A 17,819-nucleotide genomic window follows, 5' to 3' on the forward strand; every position below is an offset into this window, starting at 1 on the left:
TCCTTCCTGCTGGAGCAGCCCTCCCCCAGCACGTCGTCGGCACCACGTACTTCGCCGCGGCCGACGCGGGCGAACTGCGACTGGCCAGGACCCCGACGTCCTACCGGACCTGCTCCGCCAGGTCCGGTAGGTTTCACGGCGGCCGCGCGGAAGCGGCGGGCGCCGCCGCGCAGAGCGCCGCGATCAGAAGCCCCTGAAGACACCGTCCTCATCGGCGCCGTCGACGAATTCCGACCAGTCCATGTTCGCGATAGAGATGTTGTTCTCGATCGACGCCAATTCCTTGGCGATGACTCGCAGTTCACCGCCGTCGCTTTCGCTCTTCAGGATGACGAGCAGCGGCATCCCGGGTTCGGTGAGGGCGGTCGTGTCGGCCACGATCAGGAGCTCTCCGTCAGCGGCCAGCGATGTGACCTGCTCGGACGTCAGATCCCGGTAGGCGGGGTCGTCCACGATGTCCACGTACGCAAGGAAATCCTCCTCCTGTGGCGTCGCGACCGCCGTCTGCAGGGCTTCCCAAGCCGCCTGGTCGGAGAAGTCGGTGCGGATCAGCAGGGTGGCTTCTGCCTGGGGCAGGCTCTTCATAGGTGGGCCTCCTTTGTGAGGGTGGGCAGTCTCGGAACGCGTCGGCTGAACCCGGCGCGGCCTACAGCGGGGCGGGCCCGCCGGCGTCGGCAGGTGAGAGGGTCGCGAGGTCGATTTCCAGCATCCGTGCCAGGTCGAGCAGGATGCGGCGCGGGCTGAAGTCACCCTCCGTCTTCGTGAAGGCGGCAATCCTTTCGGAGAGCAGGCTCGCCAGGCCCGAAAGCAGCGCAGCCGTTCTCTCCGGCTGCTCGGCGAACAGGGGATGGTAGGGCAAGGAGGACTCCAGCTCGTCCGTGAGCATCATCTGGTACTCGCCCTCGTTGAACTCCCGGTCCATGAACAGGAAGTGGTCCCGAGCGGCGGCCATGGCCGCCTGGAACAGCGCGTCGGCGTCCGCGCTCGCACCGCCATCCGCTGACGAGTCCGCAGCGGGCACGACGGCGGGCCTGGCGGCCTTCTGACGCAGGTGCAGTTCCTCGTAACCGCTCCACATGGGGTGGGCCACGCCCTGGCCGCTGAGGGACAGCTCCGAGAACGGGCCGCGGGCGGAGTCGGGCAGCTGGAGTCCGCCGATCCAGGTGCCGCCGTCGCTCAGGAGCCCGCCGATCGTCTCGGCGACCGCGGCATGCTCGTGGTTCTTCCAGTCCAGGAGCCAGGAGTCCTTGTCCATCACCACGTCGAACGTCGCGCCGGGATGGGCTTCGACGAACTCGTCGTACGTCTCCGAGCGGTACTCGATGGAGAGCTCCTTCTGTCCGTCGGAGCCGTGGACGGTCAGCCTGGCCACCCTGCCCGGCACGATCTCGGTGGTCTCGACGGTGTACCCGTCCTTCGCGTACGAGACGAGGTTCTCCTGCATCACAAGGACCACGTTGTCGAGGTGCTTCTTGCGCGCAACGTCGTTCAGACCCGCCGGGTCCACACCTACGAACGTCATCTCGCGGGCGGACGTGGTGAACAGCGGGTGGTGGAAGTCCGAGTTCGCGCCGAGGTAGAGCAGCGACTCGCCCTGCAGCCCCTCCCCGGACCTGGTCCACTTGTTGAGCGCCACAAGGGCCGTGTACCTGGACGTGAGCGGCAGGCCCACGACCCACTGCCCAAGAGCCCGCTCGTTCACCCAGGACGGATGCTCGCCGATCGTGCGAGAGACCTCGTCCGTCCTGGCGCCGTCGTGGAAGAGGTACGCGATGGTCTCGCCGCCGATCTTGTGCCGCCGGATCGCGGTCTCGGACGCCCGCTGCTCCAGCTCCGACAGTTCGCGAGCGGGAGGGGGAGGCGGAGGGGGAGCAGGAGCGGTCACCAACTGGACGGCGGGGGGCGCGGTCCCGGTCTCGGCCGCGGTCGGGATCTCGGCCTGGATCTCGGTCTCGGTCGGAGGTACGACGGCGGGCTGCGCGGCGCCATCGGCCGACGGGAGCGTGACGGTGACGACCACTTGGTGGCGGGTATCCAGGGCGTCGTTCGCGGTGTCCGTTCCGCTCGGCAGGTCATGGCCCTGGCTTTCCGACCGGATGTCGAAGGCACCCGCCGTGAGGGGGGAGCCGAGGTAGGCCAGATGATCGGTGAGGTGCGCGGAGAAGTGGTCCTCGACGCTGTCCGCGCGCTCCTTGCCGACCTGCAGCGTCCGTCCGAAGTGCGGTTGCCCCGACACGGAACCGTTGCCGTGCCCGGTGATCGTCACGCTCGGCAGCGCGCGCCCGGCCTTGGTCCCCACCGCCGTACGGGCGACGTCGGCGGCCATGGTGCCGATGTGGGCGATCTGCTCGGGAGCCGGCCGGGTCTCGCCCTCGCCGAACGGCACACTCCGGTTGAACAACGGGACAGGGCTGGGTTGTCCCGGGTGCTGCGGCAGTGACGGCTGGTCGGGCGGCTGCTGTTCGTGAACGGTGCCCGACGGGGCCGCGGGCATGTTCTCAGCGGGTGACGCGGTTGACGTGGTCGACGCGGGGGACGACTCGGCGGGCAGCCCGGGGGGCGTCGTCCGCGGAGCCGTCGACCCGGGCGCCGGAGCCTTCACAGGCTCCGTGTTCGCAGCGCTCTGCGAGCTCTGGGCCGGCTCCCGCGGCGCCTCCGTCGGGGTCTCGGTGTCCCGGGGCGGGGCGGCGGCTTCAGGGGCGGGCTCACTCCCGACGTTCGTGGTCCAGTAGAAGACGTGGCCGGGAACGGTTCTGGGGGTGCCGTACGGGCCCTTGTCGTCCTGGGTGTGGACGGTGATCCGTACGGGCTGGCGCATCAGGGCCTGGGGGCCGGTGAGCTGGGCCTTGCCGGGGTCCGTGGCCGGCTTGCCGTGCGGGAGGGCGGTGTCCGGGGTGGGGCGCCCAGGGGTGCCGGGGCGCCGGGTGACCGGGCGAAAACTGTCGTAGGACTGGTCACGGGCGAAGCTGATGCTGCCGGTGCCCAGAGGGACGGAGACGGTGGGTTGGCTGGTGAGGACCGACAGCTCGATCGGGGAGACATTCCAGTTGTAGGCGTCACTGGCCGCGGTGACGGACTCGTCCTTGACGGCAACGCTCAGTTCGTCGTCAGCCGCATCGCGGCTGCTCAGCTCTACGGCGGGGCCAGCAGCCTCCATGGAGAGGGCGAGGGAGGTGCCCGGGATCGGGTAGGGGGTGCCAGCGTTCTGAAGCTGGTGGAAGACGGCGGGCAGCGACTGGCCCGAGAGCGTGCGACGGATCGCGAACTGCTCCTCCAGGGTGAGGCGTTGCTCCTGGTTCAGGTCGTGCTCGCGGCGCAGGCGGGGATCGGCCACGAAGGAGTCAACGACCCGGCGTGCCATGGTCGTGAGCGCCTCGGGCAGAGCGACGTTCGCAGCCCACCTGGCCCCCTCGGCGCCGAAGGACAGGGCCGCGGAGGAGTACGCCCCGGCCCGGCCGAGCGTTCCGGAGCCCCAAGGGCGGGGGGTGGCCTGGGCCTGTACGGCGACGTCGTGCAGGACCTTGGTGTTGTCGAAGCCGACCAGGTCGTGGGCTTCGCGCAGGGCGACCTGCCAGTTCTCGTGGCCGGCCGGGGGCGCGCCGCGCATCAGACCGAGTTCGATGTCGTCCGGACGGGCGGCGGACGCGGCGGCAGAGGAGTGGTCGGGGACGTCCGCGGCGCGCGGGTGCGGGGGCGAAGTCACCTTCTCGGTCAGGGATTCCGGGACCCACACGGTGACCCGAGAGGGCGCGGCTACGGGCTCCGGGGGCTTGGGCAGGTTGACGAACCGGCCGGTCTCGGTACGCCGGGTGACCGTCACCTCGAGCCGCATATCGGTGCTGAACCGGGCGTTGACGTCACCGAACCCCGACGTCTTGTGCCCGACGGTCGTGGTCACGCCGGATTCGGCGCCGTTGCCCCGGCTGCCCTCGCCGCCTGCGCGGGGGGCCAGGGCGACGGCGTTCATGTGCGTCAGCGGGGGCATCACCGCGGCTCGGAAGGTGGCCTCGGCTCCCAGGGACCACCTGCCCGCAGCCTTGCCCTTGACCGTCTGGGCCGCGCTCACCTCGCGTGTCAGCGGACGGTCCGAACGCTCGCCGTCGTCGCGCCAGCCGTCCGGGACGCCGCGCACCAGGACCTCGGTGATGGTCCGCCCTGCGCGGGTCTCCTGGACGTGGCGGTCCAGGATGCCCGGGCCGAGGAGGGCGTCGAAATTGGCTGCGAGGTTGTCGGGCGAGTAGGTGTCGGCGAACGGCAGCGCGGCGACCGGGACCATGTCGTCGTTGCGGCCGCGCAGTTGCTCGTCGATCTCCTTGAGAACGGCGTCCGTACCGGGCACGTCCGCCAGCGCGCCGCCCGTGACGCCCTGCTCCAGCAGGGTCGCCCGGCGCAGCTCGGGCGCGGTACGCGTCTCGGACGGGGTGGGCTGCGTGGACGGGGTGGCCTGCTCGGACACCGTGCCCTGCCCGGGCGCGGTGCCCGCCGGGCCCGTGGTCGCGGTCGGGGCCGCCTGTTCGGCCTTGAGTCGGGCCACGTCCTCGTCGGACAGCAGGACGAGCACCTTGTGAGTTCGTGGGACCGGCGCGCCGACGTGCGGCACGCCCTTGGCGTCGGTGACGCGCCCGGCGACGCTGATCTCGGCCATCGCCTCGTACACGTGCCAGGTGTCCTTGTGGCTGACCTTGCGCGTGGTGCTCGTCTGCTGCTTGAACGTGTCGGCGCCGTCCCACTGGTAGCCGAACTTGCCCCGGGCGCCCCCGCGTACCTGGTAGCTGGTGGTCAGCTCGCCGGCCGGGGTCTCGGGGAAGCGGCCGGCGTCCGGGCCGAGGTTGCCCTTGAGGGACGCGGACCACTGGTCGGCAAGGGTGGTGGAGCCGCTGGACTTCACCTCCAGCTCGAGGGTGCCGTCGCCGGGCAGGGTCTCCTTGTAGGCCAAGTCCCGCAACCGGGTGCGGACGGACAGGCCGACGGTGTCGCGGTTCCGGCCGGCGCCGACATGCTGGTCGTGGGTGTTGGCCCAACCCGCGTGCGAAGCGGAGACCAGACTGCGCAGCTGTGCCTGCCCGGACAGGGACTCCAGCGCCTTGCTCAGGTCGGGTACGTCGGGTCCGTCGGAGGCGGCGTCCCGCGCCTCGTACGCACGTCTCAGGGCGATTTCGGCCTCCCGGCCGAATCCGGCCTCGTCGGCGACATGCAGGACGATGTGCGTCTGCGGCAGCCGGTCGGCCCGGAGGTAGCGGGGCGCCGACGCCGAGGCCTCCGGTCGCCGTACCTCGACGCGCAGCTCACCGTTGCCGGCCGGGCGGACGATCTCCTCGCTCCCGTGCGCGGACTGCGTGGCATTCCCGGTCCCCTCCTGATGGGGGCCGACCATGACGCTGTACGTCACCGGGTACCCGAACACGTCGGCCTCGCCGCGGTGCTGGAAACCGCGTTTGACCTGCGTGTCGGCCCCGTCGACGATCTGGCGGGCCGGTCCGTACGAGCCGTCGCCGCCGCCGAGCCCGAAAACCCGCACGGTGTCCAGCGGGTTCAGCGCTCTGCGCACGTTGCCGCTCATGCCGAGGGTGTGCTTGTCACCCCGGGTGACGGCCTTGTCGGAGGAGTGGGCCCGCGTCACCGTGTTGTTCTCCGTCGCCTCGCTGGGCCCGTGGTGCGTGCCGCCACCGAGGTCGGCTCTTATCACGGCCTCGTACGTCCGGCCGGGCAGCCCCGGCAGGTGGGAGGCGTCCAGGGTGATGCGGAAGGTGCCGCCGAGGAGCTGGTCGCCGGCGCTGCGCAGGGCGGAGGGCGAGAGACGTTCGCGCAGGATGCGCTGGTTTTCCATGGCCTGCGGCGTCGTCCTGCCGCCCCCCGGCGGCGGGAGGATGCCGGGGGCCAGTGTGCTCAGTCGGCCGGTGATGTGCCGTTCCAGCTCCGTCGAGCCAGGGAAGTCGACATAGGCTGTGCGGTGGGCGGTCAGCGGCTCGCGCAGGTCGTGCGGAGCGTCGGCCCGGACACCCCGGCCGTCCTGCACCTCGACCGGGCGGGGCCGGACGGTGACGACCTCACCGGTCGGCAACGCGGGCGGGTTCTCCTCGTCCCGCACGGCCGGCGCGGGCTCCTTGACAGGGCGGACCGCGTACAGGCCGTCCGTACCCGGCGAGAGCTGCTCGTGCAGCACCTCCACCCGGAACCTCACCTTCGTGGCGATCAGGTCGCCCTTCCTCGTGTGCTCGATGCTGTTCTCCAGCGAGAAGGTCTGCTTGCCCTTCTCCTGGTGCGCCTGGCTGTGGGCGTACGTGTAACCGCCGGTGAGGGTCAGCCAAGTGGACTCCTTGGTGTTCGCGTCCTTCCAGACCCGGTGTGCTCCGCCGCCGCTCCCGCCGAAGGACCAGGTGGCGTTGTCGGTACGGCCGGTGGAGTGCTCCGCCGTCGACTTGGCGCTGAGGGTGTCCTTGCCGGAGACGGTGCCCTCATGGGTCGATCCATCGGGTTCCAGGGTGAGGCGCAGCCAGGCGTGGCCGCCGTCGGAGAGGTCGAGCCGCTTGGAGGTCAGGCCCCAGCCGGAGGCGTGTTCGTAGCCGTCGAGGACATTCTTCGGGGTCAGGAACTCGATGATGGCGTTGTGGGCTGTGCCATCGGGGCGTGCCTCCCGGGGCAGTTGGCCGAAGACCTGGTCACGGACCGCTTCCAGGCCCGTGATGTCGAGCGGTCTGGAGTCGGCCCGGCCGTCGCGCTCGGTGTTCGCGCCGGCCGTGGTGCCGGTGGTGTCGTCCGGCTCGGGGCGTGCGATCTGTGCCGTCACGTCGGCGGCGATCTTCGTGGAGTTCGGCTGGGGCAGGGAGCGGCCGTCCGGGCCGATGACCACGGCCTCGTACCGGAAGGCGGAGACGTACGTGTCGGTCCGGCCCGTGAGCGTGGTCTTCGCGGCCGTCTCGGTGATGGTCTCCGCCGAGGTGTCCGCCGCGTGCGTGGCGCCGCCCGCCTTGACCGACAAGGACCCGATGCCGAGCAGATCGTCGCGGCCGGCGACGGGGCGGACGATGGTGAAGGGCAGGTCGACGCCCGCCTCGGAGGTGGTGAGGGACGTCTTGTCCGGCTCGGGCCGGTGCCGCGTCTCGGCGGACCGCTCGAAGCCCTTGCCGTCGTTCTCCGGGCTCGTCCCGGCCACGTCCCGTCGCCATGTGTGGGGGTGGGCCGTGAGCACGACATCGTGCAGCTTGCCGCCGGCCCGGATCTGGAATCGCCAGCCGCCGTTCACCATCTGGTCGTGCTTGTCACGGAAGTTGGCTTCGCTGAACTCCGCGTCGAGCTTCTGGACGACCTGGCGCTCGATGCGGTGAGCCGGTGGGAGGGTCTTCTCGACCCGCTCGCGCAGGGCCTGCGGGCCCGGCGCATCGGTGATCTTGATGCCGACCAGCGACCGCAGATACCGGCCGCGCAGCACGGGCGGGGCGGGGTGCGACTCGGCTCCGGGGTGGAGGGGACCTCGGGGTCCGGGAGGTCAGAGGGCTTGGGAGGCGCGGGTTGGGCGCGGTCGGTGTCGGCCTCGACGACCTTCGGCTCCGGCTCCCGCTCGACGATCGATTCCGGCTCCGGCAGCTTCGGCTCGGGCGGGGCCGCCTCTGACGAGGGCGCACGTTCGTGTTCGCGTCCGGATTCGGGTCCGCGCTCGGGCGTCTGCTGGTCGTCGGCAGGATCGGGGGCGACGGTGTCCTTGTCCTTGTCCGCCTCCGTCGCAAGAGTGGGCCCGTTCCGTACGGGGGGCGTGGCGGGGAGGAGTTCCTCGTCGTTCGCGCCCGGTCGGGAACGGCTCAGCGGCTCGCCGTCCGGCTGGTGCGGCTCCACGATCTTGGACTGATTCTTCGGAGTCCCGTCATGCGACGGTGCCACGGCCGGGGCCACCTCCCGCGAGGGTGCCGTCTGCGATGCGGGCGCGGGCTTCTCCTCCGTCGCGTTCGTGGTCCGGACTTCCGGGATGGGCGAATGCGACGAGGTCTCGGCGGGCACGTTCCTGTCGACGTGGCGGCGCGCGGACGACGCCGCCCGCAATTCGTCCACACCGCGCTTGTCGGGAACCGAGGACGACGGGCGCTCACCCATGGACGACGACTCCGGGCGCGGCTCGTCGAAACTCCGTGTATCGGGAATCGCCGACTGCGACGGGGGCTCGTCGGACGACTCCCTACCGGGATGCCCTTGCTCAAGGGTGTCCGGGTAACGCGTATTCGTCACCTCTGCCTCCGCCGGATCCGGCGGAGGCAGAGTGGAGCCCGCCCCGTGCCCGGGCGGTGGCGAGGGCTGCCCGGGGTTCGCGGCGGGGGTGGTCGTGCCTTGTGCGGGTGCGGGTGCGGGGGTGTGCGGTTGGGGCTGGTGGGTGCCTTCCACCTGGTCCCAGAACGCCCGGTAGCCCTCGTAAAGGTCGTTCTCCCCCTGTGTGCGGTTCACCGGGTTCGCCTGGCCGGGGTGGGCCACCTGCGGGTCCGTCCCGTACAGCCGCTCCATGATCGGCAGCAACGCCGGCTCGTGCGTCCGCACCCAGTCCGCACCGTTGTTCCGCCGCTGACCGGTGTACGGGTCGGTGCCGGTGTTCGTGCCCAAGTAGGCGTTGGTCACCTGGGCGAAGTACTCCAACTCGTCCTTGGACGCGTAGTTGTCGACCTCGTTTCCGAGGATGTCCCGGCGCGGGCCGTCGGCCCACTGGGCATCGGGCCCCTGGTTGTGCTTCGCCAGGTACGCGTCCGAGACTGCCTTCTTGTCCGCATCACTCAGCCCGTGTTGATGGATCGTGTGCGCGAGCTCGTGCGTCGTCGTCGAGTACCCGTCCGCATATTGCGGCGAAGAGCCCACGCTGGTGTGCTCACCGAGCAGGTTCTCCTCCGTGACGGCGGCCCGCAGGCCACCCGAACCCCGCACCTCGTCCCAGGACCGGCCGCCACCCGACGCTCCACCGGCCGTGGTGCCCGCAAGGTGCCGGAAGGGATCCAGCGACGTCATCGCCTGGTCCTTGGGCACCACCACCACCCGCGACCCCCCCTTCAGCAGCCTCGCCGCCACCTCCGGATCCCCCAGCATCCGCCCCACCTGCGCCCGCACCTCATGCTGCGCCGACACCGGACGATCCACACCCGACGGCACCTGGACCATCAACCGGGCAGCCAGCCCAGCGAATTCCGACGCCGGCACGGCAGCACGCAAGGCGTCCACCAACGCCGCATCCGACGCCAGCCGCTCACGATCCGCCGACGACAACATTTCCAACGCCGACGCGCGCTCATCCGCCGACATCCCCGACAACCGCCCCGCCAGATCCACCACCGGATCACCCGACGGCACGGCAACCGGCGACGCTCCCTGCGGCCGGCCCTGCGACACGGACGACGCACCGCTGTCCGAATGCGCCGATGAGTCACTGTCGGAATCGTGGGCCGACTCGGAGGACACCGACTCCGGATCCGACGCCGGATCCGCGAATGGATCGCCCACCACAGAGTCGGTATCCGACACCGGATCCGCGAACGGATCACTCACCAGGGGCGACGCCGACGGAGGCGGTGCCGGATCGTTCTGCCGGGCGGTTCCGGCTGCCGAGGGCTGCGACTCCGTCTGCTGCTGCGACGCGAAGTGCAGCGCCTGCAGCACCTGGTCGTTGCGCGGATCACGAGCCTGGTCGGCGAGCGTGCGGAAGTACCTGTGCAGCCCGCTGCCTTCCCGCCGTATCGCGGTGATCGCCCGAGCGATGGTCGCGCCCCGGTCGGACGACGGGGCGACCGAGTATTCGTCCAACTCCCTCCGCAGGCCCTCCACCGCGTTCGTCCGCTCCCCGCTCACCCGTGCTTTGAGCTGCTCCACGGCCGAGGTGGCGATGATCGCCGTGGGCACGATCTCGTCACCGTTCTCGTCGTACCGGAACGCGTAGCCCGTGGAACCATTGAGCAGCTCCCGGATCTCCGGCCCGTCGCCCAGCACATCGGACACGTCCTCACTGTCCAGCACCGCGGTGACCCGCTGCATCTCGTACCGCGACAGCTCCAACCCGCCCTGGGCCGGCGGAAGGGCCCCCAGCACCGACAGTGCCGTGTCCGCCTTCTGGACGCGCTCCCAGTCACGCGCGAACTCCAGCTCCTGCCCCCATTCGCTCTCCTGAACGATGGCGTCCGTGACCTGCTGGAGATGCGCGGCCACGTCAGGGTCGTGTGCGTCGTACGGTGTGTGCTTGGTCAGTGCGGAGAAGAACGGCCGGCCGAGCAACTGCACCAGATTGTTGGTGTTGGCGCCCTCCAGAACCGCGGGCAGCGAACCGCGCTGGTAGACCTGCCGGAACACGTCCTGCGGCAGGCGCCCCCCGTCGACCACCATGACCTCGCCGGGTCCCATGGTGGCGATGTGCTCCCTCAGGCCCGGATCAGCCAGGCTGCCGTAGGACAACCAGTCCGCACGGTATTGCGGTGCGACGTCCACCGAGAAGCCGCCCAGGCCCAGCACCACCGCCGGACGCCCGATCCCCGCCTCGTGGATCCCGTACGCCAACGCGCCAACGGCACCCGCCCGCCGGGCCGGAGGCACATTGTGCAGCCCGTACGCCGGCATCAGATCCACCGCGTCGCCGTCCACCGCATCCAGCAGCGCCCGCAGGTCGCCGCCCCGCGGGCCCGGGACCTGCGCGTCGATCATTGCACCGAGCTCGTCGCCCGCGAGCCGGGGCACATGGAAGCGGTACAGGGCGCCATCGCCGATCCGCCCACCGGTCGCGGCTCCTTCGGACACCGGCTCACCGGCCGGCGCCGCCAGGTTCACCACCTGCACCGGCTGCCCAGGGCCCTCCCGGGTGACCATCAACCGGTGCGCGTCGTTCCACGCATACGGCTTGAGCACGATCGCCCGGTCCGCGCCCACGGAATCCAGGAGCGCGGCACCCGACGTCGGATCCCTCCCGATGGCATCGCTCGCCGCGACCATCACCAGGTGCGGCCCCGGCTCGTTACCGCCGCCGTTCGACCGCGGATCGGCTCGTCCCTCCGTCAGCTCGTCCGTCACCACGTCGATCCGCTGCCACAGCGCATCGGAGACAAGCGTCCGCAGCCGGCCCTGCACCCGCTCCGGCGCGACCAGGGTGATCCGGCCCCTGTAGCCCAGTTCGGTCACCGAGTCCATCAGCATCGTGGCGGCGGCCTGGTGACCGAAGTTGGCCGCGTCGTCCACGAGGACCGTCAGTCCGGACAGTGAGTGAAGAAACGCGTGCACGTCTCCCCGCACGCCGATCTCCTCGTGTGACGGTGCGACACCATCACGTACGCGCGCAACCGCCTCGGCGAGTGAAGCCTGGTCCCTGCCTCCCTCAGGACCCTCGAACCACGACCGCCAGATCTCATGCTCGGTCGGCGTACTCACCGGGGCCGGCGGCGAGTTCTGGGAAGAACTCGGAACGGCGTTCGAGGGGGGAGGAGGAGGTGCCGGGTCGCTCACCGACGCGGTCGTGTCCGAAGCGTCGGCGCCTGCCCTCCCGGGAGCGGCCTCGGTGGGACCGTGGCCGTGGGGGCCGTCGCCGCCGGGACCGCCAGAGCCCAGTGGGCGACCGTCGGCGGCCGGGTGCTCCCCGCCTCCGGTCACGGCGGGCCCAGCCGTGGCCGTCTGGGTCCGGGCGGGCGTCGGGGCGTCCGCCTGCCCGGCTTTCGGCCCGGTGGCCGTCTCGGTACGCGGGACCTCCGGAGTGCCGGTCCCACCGGACGTGGACGGACCGGCCGTCTCGGTGGACAGTTGACGGACCGGGATGGCGGTGCTCGAACCGAAGCCGCCGGACGTCGCCGGGCGGTTCACGGTCGGGGCCGGGCGCTCGGACGGCGGCGGTGCCGTCGCAGCCCCGGTGCCGTCGCCGCGAGCGGGGGCCGGGGTGTACCCCGAGTACGGAGCCGTCCCGCCGCCGGTGTGCTGGCGGGTCGCCTCCGTCGGCACCGTACCGGCGGTCACCGACCCGGAGGCGCTCGGGACGGTGGCCGTGCTCGTGCTCGTCGTCACGCGCGAAGCAGGCGCCGGGGTACCACCGGCCCGGTCGGTGGTCGTGGCGCCGGTCGCGGTGGAGGAGCTGGGCGCCGTGGAGGCACGGCTGGGGGTGCCCGTGGTCTGGTGGGACGTACCGGCGAGGGTGTTGGTGAAGCCCGCCAGGCCTCCGTCGACCCCTGGACCGACCGAGGAGGGCGTGCCACCGGTGGCCTCACGAACGGCCAGGGTCTGTTCGGGACCGGTCACGCGGATGTCGCCTTCCGGGCCGCCCGTGCTCCCGGCCTGGTTCTCGGCCTGGTTCCCGCCCTGGTTCTCGGCCTGGTTCGAGAACGTGGGCTCGGCGTCGGGCGGGTCCGACGCCGGCAGCCCGTCGGCTGAGGTCACGTCGGGCACGTCGAACTCGGGCACGGCCGACAGGTCCGGGACCGGGTCCACCTCCGTCGGCCCGCCCCTGCCGAACCGCCACTTGCCACCGCCCTCGAGGGCACTCAGGGCGCCGGAGGTGATGGACGAGCCGAAGGCCTCCTCACCGCCGTAGATGCCCTGCATGACTCCGGTTGTGGTTATCCCGGTGGCCACGCCGAGGATGCCCTTGCCGGGCAGGCTGTTCGCGAACTTCGGGGCGAGGACGCTGCCGACGCCGAAGAAGATCCCGCCGACGGCGCCGCCGATCGCGCCCGATCCAGCGGCCGAGACGGTGTTCTCGATGCTCCACTGGGTGCGGTCGCCCTTCAGCATCTGGAGGGTCTGGACGGCGACGTCCATCCCGACGTTCAGGCCGACGCCGATCGCGATGGAGATGAGCAGGCGGCGCAGGATCATCTGGATCGCGACGCGCGCCGACGTGATGGCCGCGGGGATGAGCTCGGGCGCGAAGAAGGCCCAGTGCGCGATCTGCGCGGCGAGCAGGATGAGCTGAAGGAGGATCATGTACTTCGCGTACTCGAGTTGCAGGCCGGTGTTCCTGCCGAGCGTCCCCAGCCCCTTCGCGGACTCCGACATCGCCGGGAGGCTGCCCTCCAGTTGGACGATGAAGTCGCGGAACTCGTCGCCGACCTGACCGCCCACGCTCTCCAGGACACCGTTGGCGGACGAGCCGATGTGCTCGCTGATGCCCCTGAGCTCCTGGGCGGCGTCCTCCCATGCCGCGCCCAGGGCGCGCAGATTGTCCTCGTCGCCCTGGGGCCAGGACTGGCCGACCGCCAGATTGGCGACCCAGGCGAGTTCGGGGGGCATCTCGATGCTCATGCAGTGCCGTTCCTCGGTCTACTTCCGGCGCGCCGCTCGCGCCGCTCGTCAGCGGCGGGAAGGCCGGGGGGTCCCGGTGTCCGAGGACTGCACGGCGGTATTGATCACGTGTGCGACCTCCGCGCTCTGCTCCTCGGTGCGCTCGAAGCCCTTGGCCATGGTCCAGATGCCGTCGACCGTGCTGTCCAGCACCTCGCCCGTGTCGGCGATGCCTCGGGTGATCTGTCGGCTGGGCTCGGCGTACTGCTCCAGGAACTGCCTGCCGCCCTCGTCGTCGCCCCAGCACTCACCGAGCGAGTCGAGCCGTCCCTGCAGCGTGGCGCCGATGGACCGGATGCTCCCGGCCAGTGCCTGGACGTGGGGCGCGGACCGGCCGAGGAGGTCGGTGTCGACGGAGAAGTCGTTGTCAGGCATGGGAGCTCCCCCGGAAACCGTGGTCGACGTAGTCCCGCACGTGGTCCGGCATCGCAGGGTCATCGGGCAGCACCGCAGTCGGGTCGAGCTTGCCCTGGAGCAGGTCGGCCATGGCCACCCCGGGCGGCAGTTGGGCCGACACCACCGCGCCGGCCTCCTCCAGGGCCTGCGCCCTGGCCTGCCGGATGGTGGTGAGCAGGGCGTCGGCGAGTTCCTTCGGCGCCATCCTGCGGTAGGCGCCGGTGGGGAACTCGACAGCCGTGACCTCGCCCTGGGCGCTGACGGTGACCTTCACCGTCTGGCGCGGGGCGGTCGCGGTGGCTGTCGTCCCGCTGATCCGGCGCCGGGTCTCGACGGCCTCCTCACGCTGTGTGCGGTACAGCTCCAGCAGGTCGTCGATCTGCTGGTCGTATGGGGTGGTGGACACGTGAACTCGCTCCCTCTTCCCGGCTCTTCCGGATCTTCCCGGCTCTTCCTGGCTCTCTTCCTGCTCAGAACGCGGAGCCGGACCCGCGCGGCACGGTGCCCCAGGCGCTCTCGTCCTGCACCAACAGGTCCGCGATGCCCCGGCCGGCGGGGGCCTCCTCCGCCTCGTCCCCCTGCTCCGCCTCCGCGGTCTCCTCCGGTTCCTCCAACTCCTCGGGTCCGCCTTCACCGCAGCTCAACATCTCCGGAACGACGGTGCTCACGGCTCCCGCAGTCCCGGTGACCGAGCGGTCGGGCTGCCAGGTGGACCGCTGCTCGCCCTCCCCCTCCCCCTCGTCCTCGTCCGGCTCCTCGGCCGCGCGCACGCGCTCACCGGGCAGCGCCCACAGCAGTGGTACGAAGGCACCCGCGCCGGTCTCCCATGCGGAGATGTCCTCCTCCTCGCCGTCATCGGCGGCGGGCCGCGGGGGTACGCGGACGTGGTTGTCCGGCAGTGCGCCGCCACCCTCCTCCGCGCCGGCCGACGGCGGGACCACCGCCGCAGAACGCTCCCCGGAGCGTTCCGTGCGCTGGGCGGCGGACGCCGGGACGGCCAGGGGTGGTGCGACGGGCTCCACAGGGACGGGCAGCCCGTCGGACCCGATGGCGGGCGCGGTCAGCACGGCCTCGCCCGGCGCGGCGCCGGTCGCCGACCCCACTTCGGTGTCGGGCTGTTCCGCCTCCCCGGCCCACGGCTCGGCGTCCGGCTCCAGCAGCGCGGACGCCTCCGGGCGTTCGCCCTCCTCCCTGGCACCCCCCGCGCCTGCGCCCGCGCCGGCGTGGGCGGCTCCCAGGGGCAGATATGGCATCCCGGACAGGCCACGACCCTCCTCGCCGGCCGCCGCGCCGGTCGGCGAGCCGACCTCGTCGTCCGCGGACTCCTCAGCCATCCAGGGCTCGGTGCTCGGGTCGAGCAGGCCGGAGGCGTCGGTACGTTCGCCGGAGGCGTTCCCTGCTCCGCCTGCCGCCCCCATACCGCCCATGCCCGGCATAAACGGCATGCCGAGCCCGCCCAGGCCCTGCGGCAGGCCGGACTCGGTGGACAGGACATCGCCGAGGCCGCTGTCCAACCCGCTTCCGAGTGCGCCGGGCCCCTCGCCGACGCCGGTGCCGCCCGGGAAGCCGGCGCCCTGGACGCCGTCGCCCCAGGTGGCTGGATCGGCCGACGACAGGCCGCCGTTGAGGGAGCCGAGGCCGCCAGTGCCAGTTCCGGTTCCGCCGCCGAAGCCGATCGGGGACAGCATGCCCGGGCCGAGGCCGCCGAGATTCCCGGTACCAAGGCCGCCGACGCCGACATCCGTGCCGCCCACAAACGGGTCGGGGTTCAGCGCGCTGTCGAGGGCCGACGGATCGAGACCGGCGCTGTCCAGGCCGGCGCCGATGCCGTCGGCGGACAGGTCGCCCGGGAAGCCCGTCAGGTCGCCGGACGAGCCCAGGCCGCCCAGCCCGTCGACCGCGCCGGTGCCACCGATGCCCGTGTCGGGGAAGCCGGAGAGGTCTGACAGGCTCCCCGTGTCCGAGCCCAGGCCGCCCAGGTCGCCCAAGTCGCCGAGCCCGCCCAGGTCGCCGAGGTCCGGGGAGTTGCCCGGGTCCTGACGGACCAGTGCGTTCGGGTCGTTCGACCCGTTGAGCGGGGAGCTCACCGGGGTCGGCGAGTCGATTGCGTCAATCGTGACCTGGTAATGCCCCGCCAGGTTATGGAGCACCTTGCGCATGTCCTCGGTCATCATCGCCACCAGCTGCGGCCTCTGGCTGATGGGGACGAGACCGTTGGACATCTGGGTGACCCCCATCCTCCGGGCCTGGTTGGCGTACCAGTTGTCGATCTCGACGATCTTGTTCCGGGCGTTGGCCAAATTGACCGCGTTGTTGGCCAGTTGCTGGGGCACCGAGTGCATGCCGGTCGCACCGCCGGACAGGACATCGGCGTTCGCCTGCACCTGCCGGGAGAAGTTGGTGATCATGTCGCGGAAGGCGTCGCCCGCGATGCCCTTCCACGGTCCGTCGTCCCCCGCGAGCGCCCTGGCCTGGTCGGTCAGGCTCTTCGCGACGGCCTGCAGCGTCCGTTGTACCTGGTGGAAGGCGTTGGCCGCCTCCTGGAGCGACCGGGGATCGGAGACGTTGTTGGCGTGGGCCTGGTTGGCCTCGGTTGCCACAGCGTTGGACATGCCGAGAATGGCTGCCATGATCTGCCGCCAGCCCCATGTGTCGTAGTCATACGGACTGCTGCCGGTCGTGCTCGTGGGGTGGCCGAAGACCTCCCCGCCGGCGCCGTCGTCAAAGCCCTCCGGCATTTGCACTCTCCCTGTGCGAGCCTGTCCGCGTTCCCCATTACCTGTGACCGGCTCAGGGCCGCTGCCCCGGGGTCAGGCGGCCCTGGGGCGGTCGGCTCCGGTCAGGCGGCGGTTGTGGTAGTCGTGGAACCGGTGTCGATGCTGACGTTTCCCTCGCCGCCCTGCGACGTCATCACGGTATTGAAGGAATCGACGGCGGAGGACAGGGCGTCCTGGAAGTCCCTGGCATCCATGTTGTTGGCGTCTTCCGTCGTCGCGTAGTTCGCGCTCAGCGTCCGCATGCCGTCCCGCAACTCGGTGAGACCTGTGGTCAGCGCGCCCAGGGCTTGGATGAATTTCACCTTGAGCCCGGCGTCGCCGTTCAGCCCGCTGATGTCCTCGCGGATTTTGTTGGCGTGATAGAAGGAGCCCGAGTCGATGGAGATCCCGCCGAGGGCGGCGGCGGCGTCGTTCACCGGCTTGATCAACTGGTCGACGTTGTTGGCGAACAGGTCCATCGACGGCGTGTGGATCGAGGTCCCGTTCGAGTCGTCGGCACCGTTGCTGGGCACCGCGGGGACATCGAAAGGGTTGTAGAGGACGCCTCCGAGTCCTTCGCTGATGCTGGGGTCGCCGGTCCAGGCGGGGGACGGGGGGGTGACGTTGTCGCTGGTGCCGGGCGGGTCGTTGGTGACGGATGGGGTGTTGTTGTCGCTCCCGTACCCCATCGGTCACAACTCCCAGAGCTGTGTACCGTGCCGCTCACCCTGGTGGTAGGCATCGGTGATGACGCCGAGTGCTGACGTGGCGTTGTTGGCCTGGGTGACCATGGCCTGGGCCCGGGAGTCCCACTCAATTTTGGCCCCGTTGTAAACGTTGCGGACATCTCCGGTCCACTCCTCGAGGCGCATCGTTGCGCCATCGCCCAGGACCCTCAGGGTCTCCTGGAGTCTGGCACTCATCGCGGCCATCTCGCCGACGGCGTATTCGAGTTCTTGACGGTTGTAGCCGTACGTCGGCATGTCATGCTCCTTGGTGTCAGCTGGGTGCTGTCGCTGTGCCTGGGAAGCCCGGACGGATGAAGGTCAGAAACCTTGCAGCGCGTTCACGCCGCTGCTGACCTGGGCGGCGGCATCCACGGTTGTCTGGTGTGTGTTGGCGACATTGCCGGTATGGGCCTGGAGGGTGTCGACCATCAGCTGCAGCCGATTCTTGACCGCATTGCCGTGCCCCATCCAGGTCTCCATCGCGGCGATGAAGGTTCCGGCGGTCTCACCGGTCCAGGTCCTGAGGCGCTCGATATTGGCCTGCATGTCGCCGAGCGCCCTGTTGATGTCGCCCAGCGCCTCCTCGAAGTAGGGCCGGGCGGCCGTCATGGCCTCGATACTCTCGGAAACGGGCTGGTCGGCGGGCATCGCCGCTCCTTTCGTTGTGGAT

General features: G+C 70.9%; 8 protein-coding genes. All 8 read right to left on the reverse strand.

Annotated features, from left to right (window positions below; all coding sequences use genetic code 11):
• Positions 1-183: 183 nt before the first annotated feature.
• On the reverse strand, positions 184-585 hold the full coding sequence (locus SLUN_RS04780; RefSeq protein WP_108147293.1) for a DUF6924 domain-containing protein: 402 nt from the start codon (positions 583-585) through the stop codon (positions 184-186).
• A 61-nt stretch (positions 586-646) separates the two neighbouring features.
• Positions 647-7,429, reverse strand: a complete 6,783-nt coding sequence (locus SLUN_RS04785) for a hypothetical protein (RefSeq protein WP_108147294.1) — start codon at positions 7,427-7,429, stop codon at positions 647-649.
• 5,849 nt (positions 7,430-13,278) lie between these two features.
• A complete protein-coding gene (locus tag SLUN_RS04790) occupies positions 13,279-13,644 on the reverse strand; it encodes a WXG100 family type VII secretion target (RefSeq protein ID WP_108147295.1) in 366 nt (121 codons plus the stop codon).
• On the reverse strand, positions 13,637-14,071 hold the full coding sequence (locus tag SLUN_RS04795; protein ID WP_108147296.1) for a YbaB/EbfC family nucleoid-associated protein: 435 nt from the start codon (positions 14,069-14,071) through the stop codon (positions 13,637-13,639). Before SLUN_RS04795 ends, SLUN_RS04790 begins: the two co-directional genes overlap by 8 nt.
• A gap of 64 nt (positions 14,072-14,135) precedes the next feature.
• Positions 14,136-16,403 (reverse strand): WXG100 family type VII secretion target, encoded by a 2,268-nt coding sequence (locus SLUN_RS04800; RefSeq protein ID WP_108147297.1) that lies wholly within the window; start codon positions 16,401-16,403, stop codon positions 14,136-14,138.
• Positions 16,404-16,504: 101 nt separating this feature from the next.
• On the reverse strand, positions 16,505-17,110 hold the full coding sequence (locus tag SLUN_RS04805) for a hypothetical protein (RefSeq protein WP_108147298.1): 606 nt from the start codon (positions 17,108-17,110) through the stop codon (positions 16,505-16,507).
• Between the two features lie 3 nt (positions 17,111-17,113).
• Positions 17,114-17,404, reverse strand: a complete 291-nt coding sequence (locus SLUN_RS04810) for a WXG100 family type VII secretion target (RefSeq protein WP_108147299.1) — start codon at positions 17,402-17,404, stop codon at positions 17,114-17,116.
• A gap of 63 nt (positions 17,405-17,467) precedes the next feature.
• Positions 17,468-17,797 (reverse strand): WXG100 family type VII secretion target, encoded by a 330-nt coding sequence (locus SLUN_RS04815; protein WP_108147300.1) that lies wholly within the window; start codon positions 17,795-17,797, stop codon positions 17,468-17,470.
• Between the last annotated feature and the right edge of the window lie 22 nt (positions 17,798-17,819).

The organism is Streptomyces lunaelactis (genome assembly GCF_003054555.1).
GTDB classification, from domain to species: domain Bacteria; phylum Actinomycetota; class Actinomycetes; order Streptomycetales; family Streptomycetaceae; genus Streptomyces; species Streptomyces lunaelactis.